The organism is Corynebacterium sp. A21, from assembly GCF_052266655.1.
Taxonomy (GTDB): Bacteria; Actinomycetota; Actinomycetes; order Mycobacteriales; family Mycobacteriaceae; genus Corynebacterium.
The window spans coordinates 267,714-287,874 of the sequence record NZ_JBQPQY010000004.1; the positions used below are offsets into that span (position 1 = coordinate 267,714).

Annotated in this window: 18 protein-coding genes; 6 read left to right on the forward strand and 12 right to left on the reverse strand. The window is 61.9% G+C overall.

The features are described 5' to 3' along the window. Nucleotides 1-22: 22 nt before the first annotated feature. Nucleotides 23-1,423 carry an MFS transporter gene (locus tag ACTU46_RS09320; protein ID WP_443381183.1) on the reverse strand — a complete coding sequence of 467 codons (1,401 nt, stop codon included), beginning with the start codon at nt 1,421-1,423 and terminating at the stop codon, nt 23-25. Between the two features lie 693 nt (nt 1,424-2,116). Here ACTU46_RS09320 and ACTU46_RS09325 point away from each other — a divergent pair. Further along, nucleotides 2,117-4,024, forward strand: coding sequence for an FAD-dependent monooxygenase (locus ACTU46_RS09325; RefSeq protein WP_443381185.1), 1,908 nt, complete (start codon nt 2,117-2,119; stop codon nt 4,022-4,024). A gap of 251 nt (nt 4,025-4,275) precedes the next feature. Here the strand turns inward: ACTU46_RS09325 and ACTU46_RS09330 are convergent, their stop codons facing one another. From ACTU46_RS09330 to ACTU46_RS09375, 10 genes are all read right to left on the reverse strand, one after another. Further along, on the reverse strand, nt 4,276-5,691 hold the full coding sequence (locus tag ACTU46_RS09330) for an MmgE/PrpD family protein (RefSeq protein ID WP_443381187.1): 1,416 nt from the start codon (nt 5,689-5,691) through the stop codon (nt 4,276-4,278). Beyond that, nucleotides 5,688-6,875 (reverse strand): flavin reductase family protein, encoded by a 1,188-nt coding sequence (locus tag ACTU46_RS09335; RefSeq protein WP_443381190.1) that lies wholly within the window; start codon nt 6,873-6,875, stop codon nt 5,688-5,690. The genes ACTU46_RS09330 and ACTU46_RS09335 overlap by 4 nt, the downstream gene beginning before the upstream one ends. Before the next feature lie 7 nt (nt 6,876-6,882). Continuing rightward, the gene (locus tag ACTU46_RS09340; RefSeq protein ID WP_443381193.1) at nt 6,883-8,133 is read right to left on the reverse strand and encodes an acyl-CoA dehydrogenase family protein; all 1,251 of its coding nucleotides are present in this window, start codon (nt 8,131-8,133) and stop codon (nt 6,883-6,885) included. A gap of 68 nt (nt 8,134-8,201) precedes the next feature. After that, nucleotides 8,202-9,779: a class I adenylate-forming enzyme family protein gene (locus ACTU46_RS09345; protein ID WP_443381195.1), complete on the reverse strand. Its 1,578-nt coding sequence runs from the start codon at nt 9,777-9,779 to the stop codon at nt 8,202-8,204. Next, nucleotides 9,779-10,561 (reverse strand): citryl-CoA lyase, encoded by a 783-nt coding sequence (locus ACTU46_RS09350; protein ID WP_443381198.1) that lies wholly within the window; start codon nt 10,559-10,561, stop codon nt 9,779-9,781. Before ACTU46_RS09350 ends, ACTU46_RS09345 begins: the two co-directional genes overlap by 1 nt. After that, complete coding sequence (locus ACTU46_RS09355; RefSeq protein WP_443381200.1) at nt 10,558-11,754, reverse strand: CaiB/BaiF CoA transferase family protein; 1,197 nt, start codon at nt 11,752-11,754, stop codon at nt 10,558-10,560. The genes ACTU46_RS09350 and ACTU46_RS09355 overlap by 4 nt, the downstream gene beginning before the upstream one ends. A gap of 91 nt (nt 11,755-11,845) precedes the next feature. Beyond that, nucleotides 11,846-12,250 carry an acyl-CoA thioesterase gene (locus tag ACTU46_RS09360; protein ID WP_443381202.1) on the reverse strand — a complete coding sequence of 135 codons (405 nt, stop codon included), beginning with the start codon at nt 12,248-12,250 and terminating at the stop codon, nt 11,846-11,848. Next, nucleotides 12,247-13,023 carry an enoyl-CoA hydratase/isomerase family protein gene (locus ACTU46_RS09365; protein ID WP_443381205.1) on the reverse strand — a complete coding sequence of 259 codons (777 nt, stop codon included), beginning with the start codon at nt 13,021-13,023 and terminating at the stop codon, nt 12,247-12,249. The genes ACTU46_RS09360 and ACTU46_RS09365 overlap by 4 nt, the downstream gene beginning before the upstream one ends. Before the next feature lie 45 nt (nt 13,024-13,068). Then, a complete protein-coding gene (locus tag ACTU46_RS09370) occupies nt 13,069-13,572 on the reverse strand; it encodes a hypothetical protein (RefSeq protein ID WP_443381207.1) in 504 nt (167 codons plus the stop codon). Further along, on the reverse strand, nt 13,569-14,393 hold the full coding sequence (locus tag ACTU46_RS09375) for a dioxygenase family protein (protein WP_443381210.1): 825 nt from the start codon (nt 14,391-14,393) through the stop codon (nt 13,569-13,571). Before ACTU46_RS09375 ends, ACTU46_RS09370 begins: the two co-directional genes overlap by 4 nt. Before the next feature lie 498 nt (nt 14,394-14,891). On the opposite strand from ACTU46_RS09375, the gene ACTU46_RS09380 reads away from it, so the two are divergent. The 4 genes from ACTU46_RS09380 to ACTU46_RS09395 are packed head-to-tail and all read left to right on the forward strand — an operon-like array spanning nt 14,892 to nt 19,104. Beyond that, the gene (locus ACTU46_RS09380) at nt 14,892-15,638 is read left to right on the forward strand and encodes an IclR family transcriptional regulator (protein WP_443381213.1); all 747 of its coding nucleotides are present in this window, start codon (nt 14,892-14,894) and stop codon (nt 15,636-15,638) included. Between the two features lie 2 nt (nt 15,639-15,640). Further along, nucleotides 15,641-16,867, forward strand: coding sequence for a CaiB/BaiF CoA transferase family protein (locus ACTU46_RS09385; protein WP_443381290.1), 1,227 nt, complete (start codon nt 15,641-15,643; stop codon nt 16,865-16,867). Further along, the gene (locus ACTU46_RS09390) at nt 16,867-17,676 is read left to right on the forward strand and encodes a citryl-CoA lyase (protein ID WP_443381215.1); all 810 of its coding nucleotides are present in this window, start codon (nt 16,867-16,869) and stop codon (nt 17,674-17,676) included. Before ACTU46_RS09385 ends, ACTU46_RS09390 begins: the two co-directional genes overlap by 1 nt. A 15-nt stretch (nt 17,677-17,691) precedes the next feature. After that, a complete protein-coding gene (locus ACTU46_RS09395; protein ID WP_443381218.1) occupies nt 17,692-19,104 on the forward strand; it encodes an MFS transporter in 1,413 nt (470 codons plus the stop codon). A 122-nt stretch (nt 19,105-19,226) separates the two neighbouring features. Here the strand turns inward: ACTU46_RS09395 and ACTU46_RS09400 are convergent, their stop codons facing one another. Further along, nucleotides 19,227-19,580, reverse strand: coding sequence for a RidA family protein (locus ACTU46_RS09400; RefSeq protein ID WP_443381221.1), 354 nt, complete (start codon nt 19,578-19,580; stop codon nt 19,227-19,229). Between the two features lie 212 nt (nt 19,581-19,792). Here ACTU46_RS09400 and ACTU46_RS09405 point away from each other — a divergent pair, with 212 nt between their 5' ends. Beyond that, on the forward strand, nt 19,793-20,155 hold the full coding sequence (locus ACTU46_RS09405; RefSeq protein ID WP_443381223.1) for a YciI family protein: 363 nt from the start codon (nt 19,793-19,795) through the stop codon (nt 20,153-20,155). Nucleotides 20,156-20,161 lie beyond the last annotated feature (6 nt).

A 20,161-nucleotide genomic window follows, 5' to 3' on the forward strand; every position in this document is an offset into this window, starting at 1 on the left:
ACCAATGGAGAGTTTCAGGTTTTTAGTCAGTGGCCAATGAGGGGGTCTTCTGCAGTGCGACAGTTTCCGTTGAAGAGTTCAACTCTGTTTTCTGGGCGAGTTTTTCTTTGACACCTTGGCGGCGTGGCAGGGCGGGAGCGATACCGGAGACGACGACCAGTACGACGGCGAACATCACGTACATGGCGATGGGGGCCCAGCCGATGTCCAGCAGGCCACCGACCAGAATGGGGGCGAGGATGGATCCGACCCGACCGATTCCCATTGCCATGCCGACGCCGGTGGAGCGCAGGTCAGAGGTGTAGGACATTGGGGCGATGGTGTACAGGGCAGCCATGCAGCCATTGATGAATACGCCGAGTAGCAGGCCAATTCCGAGTGCTAGCACCAAGGTGGAGGTGGTGGTGGCGAAGATGACCATCAGGGTGGCACTGATAAGGGCGAAGGCTGTCATCACCTTGCGGGGATCCCAGCGGGCGGCACAGAAACCGTAGAGGATATTTCCGACCAGGCCGCCGGCCATGATCACCAGGCCACCCCAGATGCCCTGCTCTGCGGTGAGTCCGATCTCGACCAGCAGGCGGGGAGTCCAGGAGCTGGCAAAGTAGAAGGAAGACATGACCAGGAAGTACATGACCCAGAGCAGTACTGTGCCGCGGATGTTCTCGCGGGAGAGCAGGGCTCCGTAGCCGCTGCGTGGCGTGCTCTTTGTCGCAGCAGTGCCGAGCTCGACCGGGCCGTCGATGTCCAGTCGTTGGGCGATTTTTAGGGCATGGCCCTGAGCTTTCTCGCTGCCGGCCCGATGACGTGCCGCAAGATGGTCGATAGATTCTGGAATGAATACCGCCACTGTGGCAAGAATCGCCAGAGTGATGAATCCGCCCAGGTAGAACACGCCTTGCCAGCCGAAGTTCTCGATTACCGGGACTGCGGCGAGGCCTCCGAAGGTAGCGCCGATGGGGAAGCCTGCGGAGTAGACGCTCAGCGCCAGGGGCCGGTATTTCGCGTTGGCGTATTCAGAGACGAGAACGATACCGGAGGTCATGATGCCACCGATGCCGAGGCCGGTGAGGAGTCGCCAGGAGAGGATCTCTCCCATGGAGCCAGCCGTGGCGGTGAGGAAAAGCCCCAGCAGGTTCACGGCGATGGAGACCAGTAGAACGGGGCGTCGGCCGTAGCGGTCGGCGAAGGGCCCGACGCCGGCGGTGCCGATGGCCATGCCGATCAGGCCGGCGCTCAACAGTAAGCCGAGTTGGGAGCCGGTGAGGCCGAGGTCCTCGGTGACGGCGTTTGAGGTGAACGCCATGGCTTGGACGTCATAGCCTTCAGTCATCATGAGAAGCACTGCAACAGCGATGATTATCCATTGGCTGGCTTTCATGGGGCGCTGGTCGATTTTCTCGCGCAGAGTGGTGGTGGTCATCTTTCCTCCAAATGGTGAAGGGCTTGAGGTGCCGGGATGGTAGCGGATCGTTTCGGAAGGGTCGGGATTTGTCAACGCTGCCCTCACCGATGATCGGAATGTGGCCAGTCGTTTATTCGGAGAATTGGGAGTTGCGGGGAGCGCGGCCTGGGGTGGTGGCGGTGAGGGATGGCCTCGCATTCGTGGTCCCGGGAGGTTTGTTGGAATGCGGTTGTCGCTCCATAGGGGGTGGGAACTTGGGTGCCGCAGTGTTCACTGAGCCTGACTTTCGCTCCGGTCGGGGGGGATGTAGGGGAATGCATGGTGGGTGGTTGCCCCTCCCCAATTGCTGGAATCTTTCGAATGATCCCGAGCAAATTTACCGATGAGTGGTTGTCTTGGCCCGTACAGTGAACCACATCACGTTTTCCACTGTCAATAGTTCGACCTGTGGACCAATTCGCCCATCAGGTGGTATTCTTTCAGTGGTGGGGATCACAAAAGATGTCACTGAGAGATTTAGAACACTCAAGAGCGTCCTTGGTCCGACCGGAAGGACCCAACTTTCATGATCTGTGGATCAGGCTATGAATGTGACCGGGAATAACCACCGGCATCCCTGATCCTGAGTGTCCAGAATCAACCACTGATACCGTCCCTGATTCCACCCTGGCACCAAGTGCACCGCCATCCCGATCTCACGGAGGAAATATCATGCAGTTCCATCACAACGGCTATGTATCGACTGATCCGCGCCGCCTGCCGGCCTCGGCGATCGGGGAGAGCTGGTCGGCGGACCTTCCTGATGACATGGATGTCCTGATTGTCGGCGCCGGCCCCACCGGCATGATCACGGCAGCACAGCTGGCGCAGTATGGCCAGGTGCATACCCGGTTGATCGAGCGCCGCGCGGAGCGTCTGGAATTCGGCCATGCCGATGGTGTCCAGGCACGCAGCATGGAGACCTTCCAGGCCTTTGGATTCGCCAATCAGCTCAGCGATGAGGCTTATCACATCACTGAGATGTCGGTCTGGAAGCCGGACCCAGAGCAGCCGGAGAACATCATCCGCACTGCGCTGACCCCGGATGATCCGATGGCGATCAGTGAGTTTCCCCATCTGACCATCAGCCAGTCCCGGATCTTGGACTTCTTCGCGGAATCCATGGCGTTTTCACCGACCCGGATGCAGCCTAATTACGGTGTGGAATTCCTCGGCCTCGACAACACCGGTCAGGGTGAGTACCCAGTGGAGGTTCGGGTCCGTCATACCGCAGGGCCCAGGGAAGGCGAGGAACGCACCATCCGTGCCAAGTACGTGCTCGGTACCGATGGGGCACGCAGCAACGTCCGTGCCGCCATCGGCCGCAAGCTCGAGGGCAGGCAGGCCAACCACGCCTGGGGGGTCATGGATGTGCTGGTCCGCACCGATTTCCCGGATATCCGACTGCGTTCGGTCATCCAGTCCAACACCGGTGGCAGTATCCTGGTCATCCCTCGTGAGGGTGGGCACCTGGTCCGCCTCTATGTGGATCTCGGTGAGGTCGGTCCGGATCAGTCCCGCGCAGTCCGCATGACCCCACTTGCGGACATCATCGCCAAAGCCAATGATATTCTCCACCCGTACACCGTGGAGGTCCGGAATGTGGTGTGGAACAGCGTCTATGAGGTGGGGCACCGCATCACTGACAGCTTCGATGATGCCGGTCAGGACAACGGTGAGAACCCTCGGGTATTCATCGCCGGCGATGCCTGCCACACCCACAGCGCCAAAGCTGCCCAGGGCATGAACGTCTCCATGGCCGATGGCTTCAACCTCGGGTGGAAGCTGGGGCACGTGCTCTCGGGCCGCAGCCCGGAGTCCCTGTTGCAGACCTACTCAGCTGAGCGCAAGGTCGTCGCTGAAAACCTCATCAACTTCGACCGTGAGTGGTCCACCTTGCTGGCCAAGCGCCCGGAGGACTTCGAGGACTCCACTGAGCTTGAGCAGTTTGTCTACAAGAACGCAGAATTCCCGGCCGGATTCATGACCGAGTACACGCCCTCAATGATCACCGGGGAAGATACCCACCAGCAGCTGGCTGCCGGTTTCCCCGTGGGCAAGCGATTCAAGTCCGCCCGGGCCGCCCGCGTCTGCGATGGCAACCCGTTGCACCTCGGCCATCAGGCCAAGGCCGACGGTAAGTGGCGGCTCTACGTCTTCGCGGATCAGCCGAGTGTCGGGGAACCCTCCGAGTTCAATGATCTGGCGGCTTGGCTCGCCGGGTCCCCGGATTCCCCGCTCCAGCGCTACACTCCGGCCGGTGCGGATCTCAATGAGCTCTTCGAGCTGAATGTGATCTTCCAGCAGCCGCACAGCGAGATCAACATTCCCGATGTCCCCAGCGCCTTCCGACCCGAGGTCGGCCCCTATCAGGTGCATGACCTAGAGCGCGCCTATGGCGTGCTGCCGGAGGAGGATATTTTTCAGGCCCGTCAGATCGACCGGCATGGTGCGATTGTGGTGGTCCGCCCCGATCAGTACGTCGCTCATGTGCTGCCGCTGCACGCGACCGCCGAACTGGCGGAGTTCTTCGCCCGACACCTGCTCCCGGCACAAGCCCGCGACACCCTCAAGGTGTAGTTCCTCTGCTTATCGACGCCGCGATTGCTGCGGTGGGTGCCAGGCTACCTGGGGCCCACGCGGTCGTCGATAAGCGTCATTACGGGGCAACCGGTGCCGTGGGACAGATATTCATCCACCAGGGATCCCGAGGGCGAAAACCGACCGCAGCAGACAGCAGCCACCCGCCAGGTTGTGAGAACACCCGGCGGGCGGCTGCTGCGGCAGGAAACACCGCAGGTGGACCAGAAAAGGAAGAATCTCTCGGCCCCTCAGGGGAGGTCGTGTTGGGGTGCGTTCCTGCTGATCAAAGCTGCGATGAACTCATTGATGTCGGCGACCTCTCGCAGGTCTGAGATCGCGGCATCCAGCGCCATCTGCTGATCCACCTCAAGAGCATAGGGTGCGTAGTCCAGGCAGTCCCGGAAGCCACCTGCGTGCTCCTGCTCGGTGAGCGGGTTGCCGGGGTAGCCGGGACCGATGCTGAGGAACTTTTCCCAGACCTGCCCGGTGGTGGTGCGCAGGCGGAATCGGGTCGCGGAATGCCCGGTGATCGCTGGATCGTGATGCAACTGGACCCGTTCATGTAGCGGGTGGTCCAGCAGCGCCGTCACGGCAGTCGGCTCAAAGTGCGCCAACTTGGACTCTCCCCGCACGATGGCGTTGACAATGCAGTACTGGCCGCTGAACTGGGCGTTGACCCGGGGGTTGGAACCTGCCTCGAACTTCTTGCCGATGAGATTGAAGGCAAACTCCGGAAGATAGAGGTCGATGGATTCGATCTCTGATTCGGTGATGCCGAGTTCCCGGACGCTCTGGAAGGCGAGGTCGGTCGGCCCCTGAGTGAGGCCACAGCACGGGTACTTCTTGAAGAAATCGTCGATGATCTTCCACTCGGTGCCGAGCTCGCCCACCAGATCTGAGCCCTTGATCTCATCACGTCCCCAGAGGTGGGTGTATCCGAAGCGGCCAGCGAGGAAGTTCTCCGGACCGGTCAGACCGAGCTGTGCGAGTTGGACGCACTGGATCGCATTGGCGGCCGTGAAACCCTGGATCAGCCGCACCGCGAGGCTGGCGTCGGTGTTGGATTGAAAGCTCCCGGCGGCCCGGTTGAAAGCCAGGCCCAGGGCATTGACCGTTTGTTCCACGCTGCACTCCAGCAGCCGGGCCGCGGCGGCGGCGGCGGCGAAGACTCCGACCACCCCGGTCGGGTCGAAGCCGTCGAATTGTTCCTCGGTGAGATTCAGGCTGGCACCGGCCTCAAGCCCGACCAGTATGGCCGTCTCAAACTCGGTGCCGGTGCACTGCCCCTTGAGCTCTGCCGCGGCCAGCGCCGCCGGGATCACCGAGGAACCCAGGTGCAGACCCGGCACCATGAGATCGCAGTAGTCCAGTGCCCGGGCCATGGTCCCGTTGAAGAGAGCCGCGTTCACTGCTGGCAGGCGGTCACCGAAGATGATGGTGCGGGCTTCCGGGGTCCCACCCTGCCTGCACAGATGCTCACGGATCTCCGCGATGCCGTCTTGGGATGCCCCGGCGATCATCGTGCCGGCGATCGTCCGGACCACATTGCGGACCACCTGACGGACCTTGGGGGGAGTGTCCTGACCATCGAAGTTCGTGATGAACTGCGCCAGTTGGTATTCCGGAGTCATGATCCCGGTATTTGTGGTGAGTGTTGTTGTCATCGGAGGCTCCCTGCTTCGTTGATGCCAGTCTGGTTGGTATGTGCGCGTGAGGCGATCTCGCGGAGACGACGACCGCGCTCCTCGACCTCTGGAACCGTCAGACTCGGCAGGTGCGAGAGGCGGAGCATGAGTTTGCAACGACCATCAGCGCTGAGGATCGGGGCAACCAGGCTGGCTCCCGGATGGCTTTCGGTGTTCCGGGCATCTGGTGGCAGCAGATCAACGGCAGCCTCTGTCAGCAGGTTCTTCAGTTCCCGGTCACGCGCCGGGGTGATTTCCTCGATGCCGTAATTGAGCAGGGCAGGGAAGAGCCGACTGTCGCGGAAATGACCGGTGTGGGAGCCCGTCCAGCCGTTAGCCTGCAGATGTTCCAGGCGCTGGCGGGAGATACGGGTGATCTCCGCTCCCAAGCGGTCGGCCTTCACGAACCAGGCGTCGATGGCTGATTGCGGGGCATTGCTCAGGAACACCTCGCCGAAGGGTGGGCTCAGCGGGATCTTTGAGCCGATGACCGTGGCGGCGGACAGATCCGCCGCCTTGGCGACCGCCACGGCGACGGCATGATCTTCAACCAAGGCATAGGCGGCGACCTCTCCCTCAGTGTCATTGGCCAGATCCTCCATGTCGGTGCGGATGCTCTGAACCAGCTGCACCGCCTCGGCGATGATGGCGTCGCTGGGGGCCACGAAGGAACGGGGTACGAACCCGCCGTAGCCGCCCTGGAAGAACAGCAGTGGCGGTACCGGTCGGCAGATACTGAGATCCTCGACCAGTCCGGTGACGAAGAAGTGGTCTCCGGCCGGAGCCACCTTGTCCAGGGTGCAGTCGATGGTGAGGACAACATTGTCCAGGACGGGTGAACCATTAGCGGAGGGGGACCAGTTTAGTCCCTCGAACTTGTTGGGCTGGCGCCGGGTCAGCGCCCGGCAGAGATCCTCCTGGTCATGGGCGAGGATATTCACGGTGAAAAAGCCCGCTTCCTGAACCGCGGCCCAACTACGGGATTCCTTCATCGGAAAGAAGCCGACAAGTGGGGGGTCGAGGGAGATGGAATTGAAGGTACCCACCACCAGTCCAATGGGCTGGCCCGCAGCATCAATGCTGGAGATGACGGCGACACCGGTGGGGTGATGCCCGAGTGCCTCACGGAAGAGGCTGGGATCGAGATGCTGAACGCTGGTCATGGCGGCCTCACTTCAGGTTGGCGGGCACAACGCCCATCGGTGGCGGGATTTCATCCAGGCCAAGCTCGGGGCCGATCCAGTCAACGGCACGGGCCTGGAAGTTATTGGTGGCGTGGGTCTGGCAGGCGAGCAGATCGGTCATGTAGCGACCGAAGGATTCAGTGTTGTAGACCCCGGCGGCACCGGCGATCCGGTACAGCTCGGTGCCGTAACGGGCGGCGCGGGCCGGGATGATCGCGGACTGGAAGCGAAACTCATTGAGCCGTTCCGGGGAGACCTTCGGGCCGCCCTCTGCCTCGGTGATCAGTGCCGCATAGTTCGAGTAGAGAGTGGTCTTGGCCTCGGTGATGAAGGAACGTGCCTCCGCGAGGGCGAGGGTCGCCGCCGGATCCTTCGGGTTCTTCCGCTTCCGAACCATGAACTCGATCAGATCATCGGTGAAACCCTGGAGTGCGCCGAGTGAGGTCGGGGCCTGGGTGGCACGGGAGAATACCTGGAAGAAAGGCAGTCGGTAAAGCAGTCCACTATTGATATCCAAGCCCGGGGCAACACCCTGGTGCACCTGGTTCCAGGTCAGGGTCCGGTATTCCGGGACAAACACCTCCTCGAGGAGGATGTCATTGCTGCCGGTGGCACGCAGCCCGGAGACATCCCAGTTGTCGATGACCTCATAGGAACTGCGCGGAACGAGAAAAACATGGCTACCGGCGGGACCCGGTGGCGGAGTCGGCTCACCGGCGATATTGGCGCCCAGCAGCGCCCAATCGCAGTAATCGGTGCCGGAGGCGAACTTCCAGGTACCGGAGATCAGATAACCGCCCTCCACCCGGCGCGCGATTTGCGGCATGTACGGCGAGCTCACCAGCGTCTGGGTGTCTGTTCCCCATACCTCCCGCTGAGCGCGGTCGTCGAAAAGCCCCAGATGGAAGTGGTGGATGCTGGTTACACCGTGTACCCAACCTACCGAGGCATCGCCTTCCGCCAGGATCGTCGTGGCCTCGAAGGACTCGATCGGGGTGGTCTCCAGGCCACCATGGCGACTGGGCTGCAGCATTTGGAAGAGCCCGGCGGCCTTCAGATCCTCGACCGTCTCGGGCAGGAGCTTGGAATGCTTTGACTGTTCCGGGGCCCGGGCTTTGAGTCTCGGGACCAGTTGCCGGGCGCGGCAGACGATGTCTGAGGAGGAGAAGTCACCGGTGATGAACTCCCGGAGCTGGGACTCGTTCACGGTGGTGGGGAAGATGGTTGTGGTGCTCATGGTGGTGTCCTTTCAGCGAGCTGCTGGATCGTGTCGGGGTGTGTGAGCTTTTTGCGTCCTGTTCGCAGCTAGGCCAGCCCCGCCAGGTCGATGCTTTCACCGCTCAGGTTCTTGTCCTGTTTGAGGAGTTGCTTGGCTACTTTTCCGGTGGCGGTCAGTGGGAGCTGATCCCGGAACACCAGGAAACGGGGTGCTTTCATCGGGCTCAGGGTCGACGCCGCAAAGACTTTGATGTCCGCTGCACTAAGTTGTGCCTGTGGCTTTGGGACGACGACCAGCAGGATCTCTTCATCTCCCATGTCTGAGGGGACGCCGATGGCTGCTGCCAGGATGATGTCCGGATGAGCGCTGAACTCCCGATCCAGCTCCGCGCCGGAGATATTCTCCCCGCGACGACGGATGATGTCCTTTTTGCGGGCGACGAAGTAGAACCAGCCTTTGGCATCTTGTCGGACGAGGTCGCCGGTGCGTAGCCACTGTCCGGAGAAGGCGGCGTTGGTGTGTTCATGATCCCGGTAGTAGTTGAGCATCACGGTGGGGGTGCGGACCCAGAGTTCGCCGACTTTACCGGGGGCGACATCTTCGCCGTCCTGGACGATGCGGCACTCCGCCAGGGCGGACTCTGATCCGGGGTGCGGCTGTAGTCGTCCCATGCTGCCCTTCGGCGGGACTGAGTCAAAGTCGGTGGCTAGGACTGCGGGGATCTCGGTCATGCCATAACCGCCGACCAGGTGCGGAACCGCGAAGCGGGCCCGGAAGTCGTGGGCGAGTGATTCCCGAATGCCGTAGATCTTGCGCAAGCTGTGGTTTGCCCGGTATTCCTCTGCGGGGCGTTTGAGCAGGATGGACCCGATGGCCTCGATCATGTTGGTCTGGGTGATTTGATGGTCATCGATGATCGACCAGAACCTGGAGGCGGAGAATTTTTCTTCGATGATGAGGGTGGCACCCGCGCTGAGAGCCCCGGCCAGGGAGTAGAAGACTGCATTGATGTGGAAGAGCGGAAGCATGACCAAGCAGCGGTCAGCTGGTTGGAGCTGGACCCGGCTGATGAATCCTTCGCCACCGAGTAACAGGGTCTGCTGGTTGTGGAGTACGGCCTTGGGGTAGCCGGTGGTGCCGGAGGTGAAGATCATGATGCAGGCGTCATCAGGGTAGCTTTCATCTTCGGTGATCGGGGTGGCGTTGAGCAGCTGCTCGCCGAGTACGTGGAGGATGTCAGCTTTCGGACTGGCGGCGGTGGCGAGCTCGGCGCGGTCTGCGGAGTGGAGCAGCACCCGCGGGTTTGCCAGCTGGATCATGTAGTTGAGCTCCGGGGCGGTCAGCTCCGGGTTCATCGGCACGAAGATGGCCTCGAGCCGGGCGGCTGCCAGCAGGGTGAGCACATGCCAGCCGTTGTTCGGCGCGATCAGTCCGACGCGGTCACCTCGTCGGATGCCGGACTCCCGCAGGAAGCCGGCGAGCTGGGCGGATTCCGCCAGACATTCCGCCCAGGTCCACTGCCGTTGGGAGTCGATGAACATGGTGCGGGCGGGATCTCTCGTGGCACGACTGCTGACCAGTCCGTTGAGAGTCCGGGCGTGTGTGGGGAAGGCGGCCAGCACCGCTTCCGGGCTGAGTTGCTCCAGGGTGGGTTGGGTGCTCATCACAGTTCCTCATCGGAGTAGGGAATGTGCTCGCGTACCAGCTTCCAGATGGTCTGTGCTGCCGGGTCACGCTCCTCCTCCACCAGGTGGGAGACCAGTCCGCCGGCCCGGGAGACCGTTGCCAAGGCCCGGCTGGCGCTCAGCGGGATGCCGATCTCCAGGAAGAGGGCACCGATGACACCGGTGGCGTTGACCGGCAGCGGCTTGCCACGGTGCTTCTCGACGGCCGCTTCCAAGGCGAGCAGGCGCTGCAAGTAGGGGCCGGTGATGTGCTGCTCCTGGGCGATCTCCAGCAGCCGCTGTGCCCGGGGATCCACCGGCTTGTGCACCCGGTGGCCGAACCCCGGCAGTGGCTTCTGGTTGTCCAGGTAATCGGTGGCGGTGGCGGTGGCCCATTCCACCAGCGGCTGGCCGCTGGCTTCCCCTGCGAGCAATAATGCCGCGCAGCCTTCCATGGTGCCGGCGTACTTTGGTCCGACCGAGAGGAGACCGGCTGCCAGCGCGGCCTGGGTTTCGCCAGGCACCGAGGCTGCGGTGAGTCGGGTGATGATGGAGGTCAGGGTCCAGCCGTGTTCCATCAGAGACACCAGGCAGGCGTCGAGCATGATCTGTTCCGCCGGGTCGGGGAATCTACCGGTGGCGAAGAAGTAGGTCATCTCGGTGAAGGTGCGCTTGCCCATCAGCTCCTCGCAGAGATCATGCCCGGCGATGGTGATGGAGGTGGCGTCCGACTTAGCGATGCGGGTGACGGGCCCGGTGGTCCCGGTCAATGTGGTGGTCATGAAAGAACCTCTTCTGGCTGGGCGCCGGCAGCTAGTGCGGCTTCGGCAAGGTACTGGTGGGCACCGAGGGCGGGGGCTTCTTCGCTGGTCTGGCAGACATCACCGTTGATCGACAGGGGCAGTCGTACCATCTTCATCTCGGGTCGATCACTGTCGAGGAACATGTTCATTGCTTTGACCTGAGGGTTTTCCGCTACTTCCGCCACGGAGTGGATCGGGGCACAGGGCACCCCGGCAGCCTGCAGAAGCTCATCCCATTCGTGCATGGTCTTGGTGGCGATGACCGAGGAAAGCAGTGGATTGAGCACCTCACGGTGGGTGGTGCGGTCATTGTTGGTGGAAAAGCGGGGATCCTCGAGCCATTCCGGGCAACCGATGGCATTCGCCAGTTTGGCGAAGAGCCGGTTGTTTCCGGCGGTGATCACGATCGGTCCATCGCTGGCGTTATAGGCGCCGTAGGGGGTCAGCGAGTTGTGGCCGGTTCCCACCCGCGGTGGAGTCTTGCCCGAGGCACCGTAGTCTGCGGAGTGGCGGGCGGACCAGTTCACTGCGGTTTCCAGCAGCGAGGTGTTGACCGTGGACCCCTGGCCAGTCAGCTGGCGGTTGAATAGGGCGGTCAGTACCCCGATCACCGCCCACATCCCGGTACCCAGGTCCACCACCGAGGGCCCGACCCTGGAGGGGGGACCAGCTGGGTCACCGTTGGTCGCGACCATGCCACAGAAGGCCTGGAGCAGCGGCTCGTAGCCGGGGCGGTGCTTCATCGGCCCAACGTGGCCGAAGGCGGACATTCCGGAGTAGATCAGGGCGGGGTTCACCTCGCGCAGGGTCTCGGAATCGACCCGGAGTTTGTCTTCGACACCTGGGCGCAGGTTGTGGATGAAGATATCGGCGGAACGAATCAGCTGGAGGAAGGCCTCGTAGTCCGCTTGCTGATCCAGTGCCAGTTCCACTGACTTCTTGTTGCGGTTGACCAGGTGGAAGCTCACTCCGATGTCGTTGATGAAGGGCGGGCCCCAGGTGCGGGCGTCATCACCACCGGGTTTTTCCACCTTGATCACCTCGGCACCGAGATCGGCGAGGATGCTCGAGGCATAGGGGGCCGCAAGGTTCTGACCCATTTCAATGACGGTAATGCCGGTCAGTTGTCCGAGAGCGGCGAGCTGGTGGCCGTCGTGGTTGTTGAAGTTCATGATCAAGTCCTTTGTGGTGGTTCTAAGGCTGTGATGTCCCGGATTGAGATAGCGGGGAGGTGCGGGGTCGCCCCCGGTTCCCCTGGGTCGGTTATCCCTGGTTGAGGGTCTGTGCCACGTCTTCGGGCCAGGGAATGGCCGTGCCGCTCTCCCGGTCGGTCAGTACCAGCACAGCACTGGACTTCGCGCTGAGGTGCTCACCGTTGAACATCTCCTGGGTCAGACCGATGGAGGTGCGCCCCACCTTGGTCACCCTGGTGACGGTGTCCAGGGCGGCGGGGAAGTGAACCTGACGGGTGAAATCAACCTCGACATGGACCAGGGCGATCAGCGCATCCTGACCGACGATCGGACGGATGACATCGGAGAGATACTTGAAGCGGGCATCGGCGAAGATCTCATAGAAGGCGGTGTTGCCGACATGCTTCTGGAAGTCCAGATCGGTGACCCGAATGTCAGTGGAGATGGTTGCCTCGAGCTTGGTGGAGGCGGTCATGCCGATACCTCCAGGCCCTTGACCGAGGAACGGTAGGAACCCAGGGCTTCGGAACGGTAGGCCCGCATCCGCTCATTGGCCCGGCGTCCGGCGATCAACCCCTCGGCGAGCGGCTGATCGGCGACCTCCATGTAGAGGCTCTTGGTGGCCTGGATAGCCTGGGCGGAACGCTGGGTGAGCTGCTGTGCCAGCTCCAAGGCTTCGGCGAAGGCATCTTCACCCTCGGCTACCCGGGTGACCAGACCGATGTCGGCGGCCCCCACGGCGTCGAGAAGCCGACCGGTCAGGACCAGCTCCAGCCCGGCCTTACGGCCGATCTGCTTGCTCAAGTTGGCCATGACCACCGCAGCGACCAGACCGTGCTTGATCTCGGGGTACCCCATCTTGGCATCCGGAGCGGCGATGGTGATGTCGCAGGCGGTGGCCAGGCCACAGCCGCCACCCACCGCGTAGCCGTGGACCGCGGCGATGATCGGTTTATGCAGTTCGGAGATGGTTTTGTGCAGCTGGTAGGTCAGGCCGGCCCGGGCCTCCACGCGCTCCGTCTGATCCGGGGTGAGCTCCTCGAACTCCCCGACATCGGCACCGGTGCAGAAGGCCCGGCCGTTACCGCGGACCACGATCACCTCGGTCTCCGGACTGTCGGCGGCTTCCTGCAGTGCGGCGATCATCAGCTCATAGGTTTCGCTGTCCATCGCATTGAGCTTCTCGGGGCGGTTCAGGGTGAGGACGGTGACCTGGTCGAAGTTTTCGACGAGGAGTTTCGGGGTCATGTCTTTCCTTCTATCTCTTGAGGGGTGGTGAAAGGTAGGGGAGTTCTAGAATTCAGCGGCGAGGAAGATGGATTCCTGCGGCCCCTGCAGGTGAATGTCAAAGCGGAAGTGCCTGTCAGCACCACTCGCTCGGGCAATGAGCCGGTCTCGGAGTTCCTCGGGGACCAGGCTCAGCGCCGGGTCCTGATCATTGGCGGCGCTCTCATCGGGGAAGTACATCTTGGTGATCAGCGGCATCGTCAGACCGCGCATGACAATGCGGATATCCAGGTGGGGGGCCAGCTGTTCGCCATAGTTGACCGCCACCGCCCGGGGGCGGCGCATCACGGTCCGGAAGGTGCCCTCAAGAACCCGGACCCGCACCGACTGCTCTGCGGACCAGAGCTCGATGAAGGCACCGTAGCCGAGATCCTGGCCGGCACCGTCGAAGACCGTGCCTTCGATGATCACGGCATCGGGGTCAGCTACCCGGGCGCTGCTGACCACCTCGCTGGGTGTCATGGCGAACCCGAAGAGCGGGCCGCAGGTCTGGGCCGGGGTGATGATCATGTTCGGCTCCTCGCTTCGAAGGGAGTGGCGCTGGCACCGCGGAGCACGATGTTGAACCGATAGGCCAGCAGGGAAGGGTTGCGGGGGAGCAGTGCATTGGGATCAGTGCGCACCGGCGGCGGCACCATCTTCCCGGAACCATCCAGGGTGGAGAAATGACGGGGTGGGCCCAGCGTTTCCGAGACGGATTCGTCCATGTCGAGCTTGGCGATCAACCTGTCCTGGCCACGAGGATCCGGAATGGCGTTGATCATTCGGTCATAGGCGATCAGCGGATCCCCCTCGAAATAGAGCTGGGTGACCAGGCGGTGGCCGATCTCGCGGCCGTAGACCGAGAGGTGGATATGTGCTGCCCGCCAGACCCGGTTGCCGTCCTTGAACTGTGCCGGATACGCGCCGGGTTGGATCGTGATGAAGTTGTAGTTGCCGTGGTCATCGGTGAGGCAGCGGCCAGAACCCCAGAAGTTGGGGTCCAGGGCGAAACCGGAGTGATCCTGGGAGTCGCGGTAGCCGCCGGCGGCGTTGGCCTGCCAGACCTCCACCAGAGCATTGCGCACCGGCTTGCCGGTGCTGTCGGTGACTGTGCCGAAGACCTTGATGCGGGTTCCGATCGGATCTGAGATGCCGTGGGAGGTGAGGTCTTGATCCAGGGGCTTAGTGTGGTCGATACCGAATACCGGGCCTTCAAGGGTGTGGAACCAACCTTGGGGCAGGTGGAGCGGTGCCTTGACCGGAACCCGGAGCGCGCTCATTGCCGAGTTGGAGTCGGCGAGCGGCGGGTCCATGATCTCGGTTCTTCGGGATGTCTGTGTGATCGTCATTTTCTTCCTTCCCCGTGGTGGTGCTGCAGTTGTGGGTGTGGTCCACCTGGGTGGCCCAGCAAGCTTCCGATTTTCCACCCATGTCACAAGTGCTGATTGGTGTGATGGAGGCAACACTAGCGAACCACCCCGTGGTCTGCAAGGTCCACTGGGTAGATTATTCGGGGACATCACTGGCTGCACATCGCTGATCTGCAAATATGTTCGCCCGCCTGGTGGGCGAGAATCTTTTTTCGGGGAAAGTTTTGAAAAGGACTGGCCAACTCACATTGCGAGACCTATAGTGATCCACACAACATAAAATCACTAGATGGACCTGCCAGACCATTCAGTGAAATGATTGGACTCGGATTGGCATCATTAAACTTGGTAGCCCCAACCAGGACGCCCCAGGGCGCATTCTTGAGGCGGATATTTTCAACGCAGGCATTGTTGCCCTCAACATTGTCGAAGCCGAGTAGAGACACAGAAGAAGGAGGAGCAATGACCCAAGCTCCGATGCGAACCGTAAGCCGAGTCGCTGACCTCATCGAGCAGTTTGACCACCTCAACCCTTCCCGGGATCTGCGGGAACTGATCGAGGCCTCTGGGCTGCCCAAGTCCACCGTGTTGCGGCTGGCCACGGACCTGGTGAACCGGGGAATGCTCTCCCTGAACAGCAAGGGGTTCTATTCCATCGGGCCAGCCTTTCTCCGGTGGACCCAACTGGCCCAGGACATGTGGCATGTGGATGAGGAAACCATGGAGATCCTCGAGAGTCTGGTTCGGGATCTCGGTGAAACCGCCACCCTCTATGTCCGCCAGGGGGGATCACGAACAGCCATTGCCTCAGTGGACGGCACCCACGCCATCCGCAATGTGGTCAAGCTAGGTGAACTGCTCCCGCTGACTCGTGGTGCTTCCGCCATGGCACTGCTCTCCGGCAACCTCAACCTGATCGATTCCCTCAAGGCTTCGGCACGACAGGGAGACGGGGAGGACTTCGATGAGGAGCAGCTACGGCGGAGGGCCGAGCAGGTCGCGGAACTCGGCTACTGCGAATCCCAGGGCGAACGCGAGGCAGATGCGGCCTCCATCGCCGTCCCGGTCCGAAACCAGGACGGTCGGGTGATCGCCGCGCTGTCGATCTCCGGGCCGATCAGCCGCTTCGGCAGCGGGGTCCGGGAAAAGGCGCTGGCGCGGATGACCGACGCCAGCAAAATACTCAGCACCAACGGAATTGGTCCAGTAGGAGGACTTTTGTGAATATGAAACTCTTGGACGGTGTCAAGGTTCTGGACCTCACCAACGTGCTCTCGGGCCCGTTCGCGGGCTATCAGCTGGCTCTGATGGGCGCGGAAGTCCTCAAGATTGAGGCCCTGCCCCACGGCGACCTGGCCCGCAAACTCGGTGCCTCCGCCGGTCTGAGCGAGCAGCTGATGGGCATTTCCTTCCTCGCGCAGAACAGTGAGAAGCGTTCGATGACGCTGAACCTGAAATCCGAGGAGGGGAAGCAGGTGTTCACCAGGCTGGTCGCGTCCCATGACGTTATCCTGGAGAACTTCCGGCCCGGGGTGATGGAGCGCCTCGGGTTCAATTGGGAGGAGCTCCGGAAGATCAACCGCGGTATCGTCTACTGCTCGGTCTCCGGATTTGGTCAGGAAGGGCCACTGCGGCAGAACCCGGCTTATGATCAGATCATCCAGGGGATGTCCGGTCTGATGGCAATCACCGGTGATCAGCAGACCTCACCTTTGCGGGTCGGAGCCCCCATCAGTGACACCATCGGTGGTTTCGCCGCCGCTTTCGCCATCTCCGCCGCCCTGGTGAATCAGGCACGCACCGGGGAAGGAGTCCACCTTGATGTCTCCATGTTGGATGCGACCTTGGTCGCCATGGGGTGGGTGGCCTCTGATTACCTGGTCGGTGGCCGACTTCCGGTCCCGATGGGCAATGAAAATCGCACGGCAGCACCTTCCGGCACCTTCGAGACCTCTGATGGTGGGTTGAACATCGCGGCAAATAAGCAGGAACAGTTCGAGTCCCTGTGCCAGGCGATCGACCGATCGGATCTGATCGTTGATCCCCGCTTCGCGGAGCGCGAGACCCGGAAACTGAACCGGGCCGAGCTAAAGGTGGAACTGGATGCGGAACTGAGAAAGCAGTCAAAACACCATTGGAGCGCCACGCTTCCCTCAGCCGGGGTGCCAGCTGCCCCGGTGATGGATATGGCGGAAGCCCTGGAGTCCGAGCAGGTGGCCTTCCGGAAGCTGGTGGCCACCATCGAGCTCGATGACGTGACCCCAGTGCCGGATGCCCGGCTCGGTGCGGCGGGAACCATTAATCTGCTGGGTTCCCCGGTGCATATCAATGGAACCGCGGTGGTGCCCAGGGTCCGGCCACCCCTGCTCGGGGAACACACTGAAGAGGTCCTGGAACAGCTCGGGTTCACCGGGGAAGAAATTACGGAACTACAGCGAAAGGACATCGTCTGATGCAGAAATCGGAATGGCAGAAATCAGATTGGTGGAACACCGAGATCTCAGATATTTCGCCGGGTGTGATCCGTTATCACGGTTACCCCGTGGAACAGCTGATCGCTGCGCCGGGCCTGAGCATCGGATCCATGATCTGGTTGATGACCCGCGGCGAGTTACCCTCCCGGCGGCAAGCGGACCTGCTGGAACGTGCCATGATCGCGGCCGTCGACCACGGTCCACAGGCCCCCTCGATCGCCATTGCCCGCATGGCCATGACCTGCGGGGTCGACATCAACAATGCGATGGCCTCGGCGATCAATGTGCTTGGCGACGTCCATGGTGGTGCCGGTCAGCAGCTCATGGAGCTGCTACTGGAGATCACCGCCGATGACCGACCCGTGACGGAGGTGGTGGCGGAGAAGCTACAGGAATTCCGCGAACAGAAGGAACACATCCCAGGCTTCGGCCATCGATTCCATCCCCAAGATCCCCGCCGTGACCCGCTGATCCGGCTGCTCGAACAAGCGCAGGAGGCGGGCGAGATCGAAGGCAGTGCCCTCGAGGCAACCCTGGAAATCGAACGGCAGATCAATGCGGGACGTACTCGTCCCATTCCGATGAACATTGACGGTGCAACAGCCGTCATCTATGCAGAACTGGGTTTCAGCCCGATGCTCGGGCGCGGCCTGTTCGTACTTTCCCGGTCCATCGGTGCCCTTGCCCACGCAAATGAAGAATTCCAGTCCCAGATGCGTAACAAGGGCCCCGAGAACCGCACAGTCCTTCCCAACTATCAAGGGGCGACCCCGAGGGACGTCCCTTAACCGAAAGGAATCGCAATGCACGATAATTCCCGAGAGGTTCACCATGACGATGCCGCTGCAACGGCTGTCCTGGACTCTCAGAAGTACGGTGCAACGCCCACTCTATCAGCAGGTAGCGGTGGATCCCACGATAAATCTCTCGCCCGAAAAGCCACCATCGCCGGTGGTGTGGGCACCTTGATCGAGTATTACGAGCTCAGTGTCTACGCTTTCCTGGCGCTGATTATCGGCCCCCTGTTCTTCCCCTCTGAAAATCCTGCGGTGAGCACCATCGCCGCGCTCGGGGTCTTCGCCTCCTCCTATCTGATGCGGCCCATCGGCGGCTGGTTCTTCGGGCATATCGGCGACAAATACGGACGCAAGGCAGCCCTGCTGGGTTCAGTTGGTCTGATGTGTCTGGCCTGTGCCCTGATGGGTCTCCTGCCCACCTTCGCCCAGATCGGTGTCTTCGCGACCTTCGCGATCATTGCCCTGCGCCTGGCACAGGGCTTTGCGGCCGGCGGTGAGATCGGTGGTTCGGCCACCTATATCGCTGAGACTGCCCCTCCCGGCAAACGCGGCAAGTACGGTTCCGCTACCGCCATCGGTGCCACCCTGGGATTTGCGGTTGCCTCAGCTGCCGTCGGTGTCACTCAGCTGGCGCTGACTGATGAACAGATGATCGCCTTTGGCTGGCGCATCCCCTTCCTGCTTTCGGTCGTCCTCTCCCTGATCGCTATCTGGGGCCGGATGCGTATCGAGGAGTCCACTGACTTCAAGAAGCTCGAAGAAAAGTCCGGTGAAGTTGAGAAGAGCCCGATCATCGCAGTGATCAAGTCGCACCCGCGGCAGCTGCTGCGCTTGGCCGGTCTCTCTATCGCGCTGAACGGCACCGTCTACATCGGCTTGACCTATTTCGTCATCTACCTGCAGAAGGAGGGCTTCAACGCCACCGGTGTGTCCTGGGTGGCCGCCGCCGCTATTGCCGCGGCAACACTGTTCTACCCGTTCATCGGCTCGCTCTCGGACAGGTTCGGTCGCCGTGCGGTGTTGCTGGGTGGCTACATCGGATTTGCGTTGTTGGCCATCCCCACCTTCTACATCATGTCCACGACCTCCAGTTTCCTGGTGGTGGGCATTTTCTATTGTCTTTTCATGGTGTTCAGTGGTGCTTCCCAGGTGCCCACCTGGGCCCTGGCTGCGGAGTTGTTCCCGGTGAAGGTCCGATACACCGGCATCGCCCTGGGCTACAACATCGGCACTATCGTTGCCGGTGGTACCGCTCCGCTGGTGGCCACCTACCTGGTCGAGTCCACCGGCAGCTCCGTGGCTCCGGCGGGCTGGGTGATCCTGGTGTCGGTGATCGGCATCATCTCGGTGGCCACGATCAAGCGTCGCGACAACGTTCCGCTGCCCACCACCAAGGAGGAGCTTGTCAGCGTCGGTTAAGATAGCTGTCCCTAAAAAGTCTGGTTGAGCAGGCTGAGTTAGGTCTCTTCAAGAGCTCCGCCCGGTAGCACAGCCGTCTGTGCTGCCGGGCGGATTCAGCCTTCCCTACTGGCACGCCCGTGCTACTCCTGAACCACCGCAATGGCGTCAATCTCCACACTCGCGCCATAGGGCAGCGCCGAGGCCTCCAGGAAGGTACGTGCCGGACGGGCGTCCAGGAAATGATCAAGGAACTGCTGGTTGGCTTCCTCCCGCAGGGAGAGATCGGTGACGAAATAGGTCAGCTTCACCAGGTCCTTGAGCTCACCACCGGCGGTGGCCAGACGTTCAGTCATCCGCTCCAGAGCGGCATCGAGGGCTTCGCGGCGTCCGTCGACAGGCTGATAGTCCCGGTCAACGGAAAGGGCGCCGGAAACATAGATGTGGTTTCCCACGCGCTTGGCCGGGGAGTAAGGGTGCGCGGTGTTCTCAGACATGGCGGGCTCGCTTTCAAGGCAGGTTCGTTGATCAGGGGAGTTCCACCGACCAAACCCCAAGTTAGGCATATTCCCCCGGGTCCTCAACCACGGTCACCTTTTGCCCACCTGTGGTTCGGGGAAGCTTTCCGGAGGGGGCACATTTTCCCGCCGGAATCTCACTTTGATAAACAAGCTTCCCCGCAGGTCCCCATCGCATTAGGCTCAAGCCCATGAGCAGCTACCTCTTGTCCGTGTACAACCCGGCTGGCTCGCATGAGCGGGAGTTCGGCCCCTATCCCACCCGTGCTGACATGGAAGCGGCCTTCGCCCGCACCAATGAATTCAATGAGGCGCTGGAAAATTCCGGTGCCCTGCTCTACGTTGCCGGCCTGAGCGCCCCGAACCTCGGTGTTACCGTCGCCCCCGATGGGGCGCTTATCGACGGCCCCGCCTTCCAGGCCGAGTCCTACCTCGGCGGCTTCTGGCTGATCAGGGCCTCGAGTTTTGATGAAGCCACCCGGATCGCCGGGGAGGCTGCGGCGGCCTGTGGCGGCCAGGTCGAGGTACGTCAGGTGGAAGGGCCGGAGGACTAGGACACC

Bases quoted from the DNA above. Each gene is read 5' to 3' on its own strand.
- ACTU46_RS09340 (WP_443381193.1), bottom strand. From the start codon at position 8,133: ATGAGCACCACAACCATCTTCCCCACCACCGTGAACGAGTCCCAGCTC.
- ACTU46_RS09360 (WP_443381202.1), bottom strand. From the start codon at position 12,250: ATGACCGCCTCCACCAAGCTCGAGGCAACCATCTCCACTGACATTCGG.
- ACTU46_RS09400 (WP_443381221.1), bottom strand. From the start codon at position 19,580: ATGTCTGAGAACACCGCGCACCCTTACTCCCCGGCCAAGCGCGTGGGA.
- ACTU46_RS09375 (WP_443381210.1), bottom strand. From the start codon at position 14,393: ATGACGATCACACAGACATCCCGAAGAACCGAGATCATGGACCCGCCG.
- ACTU46_RS09335 (WP_443381190.1), bottom strand. From the start codon at position 6,875: ATGACCAGCGTTCAGCATCTCGATCCCAGCCTCTTCCGTGAGGCACTC.
- ACTU46_RS09365 (WP_443381205.1), bottom strand. From the start codon at position 13,023: ATGACCCCGAAACTCCTCGTCGAAAACTTCGACCAGGTCACCGTCCTC.
- ACTU46_RS09385 (WP_443381290.1), top strand. From the start codon at position 15,641: ATGAAACTCTTGGACGGTGTCAAGGTTCTGGACCTCACCAACGTGCTC.
- ACTU46_RS09370 (WP_443381207.1), bottom strand. From the start codon at position 13,572: ATGATCATCACCCCGGCCCAGACCTGCGGCCCGCTCTTCGGGTTCGCC.
- ACTU46_RS09345 (WP_443381195.1), bottom strand. From the start codon at position 9,779: ATGAGCACCCAACCCACCCTGGAGCAACTCAGCCCGGAAGCGGTGCTG.
- ACTU46_RS09390 (WP_443381215.1), top strand. From the start codon at position 16,867: ATGCAGAAATCGGAATGGCAGAAATCAGATTGGTGGAACACCGAGATC.
- ACTU46_RS09380 (WP_443381213.1), top strand. From the start codon at position 14,892: ATGCGAACCGTAAGCCGAGTCGCTGACCTCATCGAGCAGTTTGACCAC.
- ACTU46_RS09405 (WP_443381223.1), top strand. From the start codon at position 19,793: ATGAGCAGCTACCTCTTGTCCGTGTACAACCCGGCTGGCTCGCATGAG.
- ACTU46_RS09395 (WP_443381218.1), top strand. From the start codon at position 17,692: ATGCACGATAATTCCCGAGAGGTTCACCATGACGATGCCGCTGCAACG.
- ACTU46_RS09330 (WP_443381187.1), bottom strand. From the start codon at position 5,691: ATGACAACAACACTCACCACAAATACCGGGATCATGACTCCGGAATAC.
- ACTU46_RS09350 (WP_443381198.1), bottom strand. From the start codon at position 10,561: ATGACCACCACATTGACCGGGACCACCGGGCCCGTCACCCGCATCGCT.
- ACTU46_RS09320 (WP_443381183.1), bottom strand. From the start codon at position 1,423: ATGACCACCACCACTCTGCGCGAGAAAATCGACCAGCGCCCCATGAAA.
- ACTU46_RS09325 (WP_443381185.1), top strand. From the start codon at position 2,117: ATGCAGTTCCATCACAACGGCTATGTATCGACTGATCCGCGCCGCCTG.
- ACTU46_RS09355 (WP_443381200.1), bottom strand. From the start codon at position 11,754: ATGAACTTCAACAACCACGACGGCCACCAGCTCGCCGCTCTCGGACAA.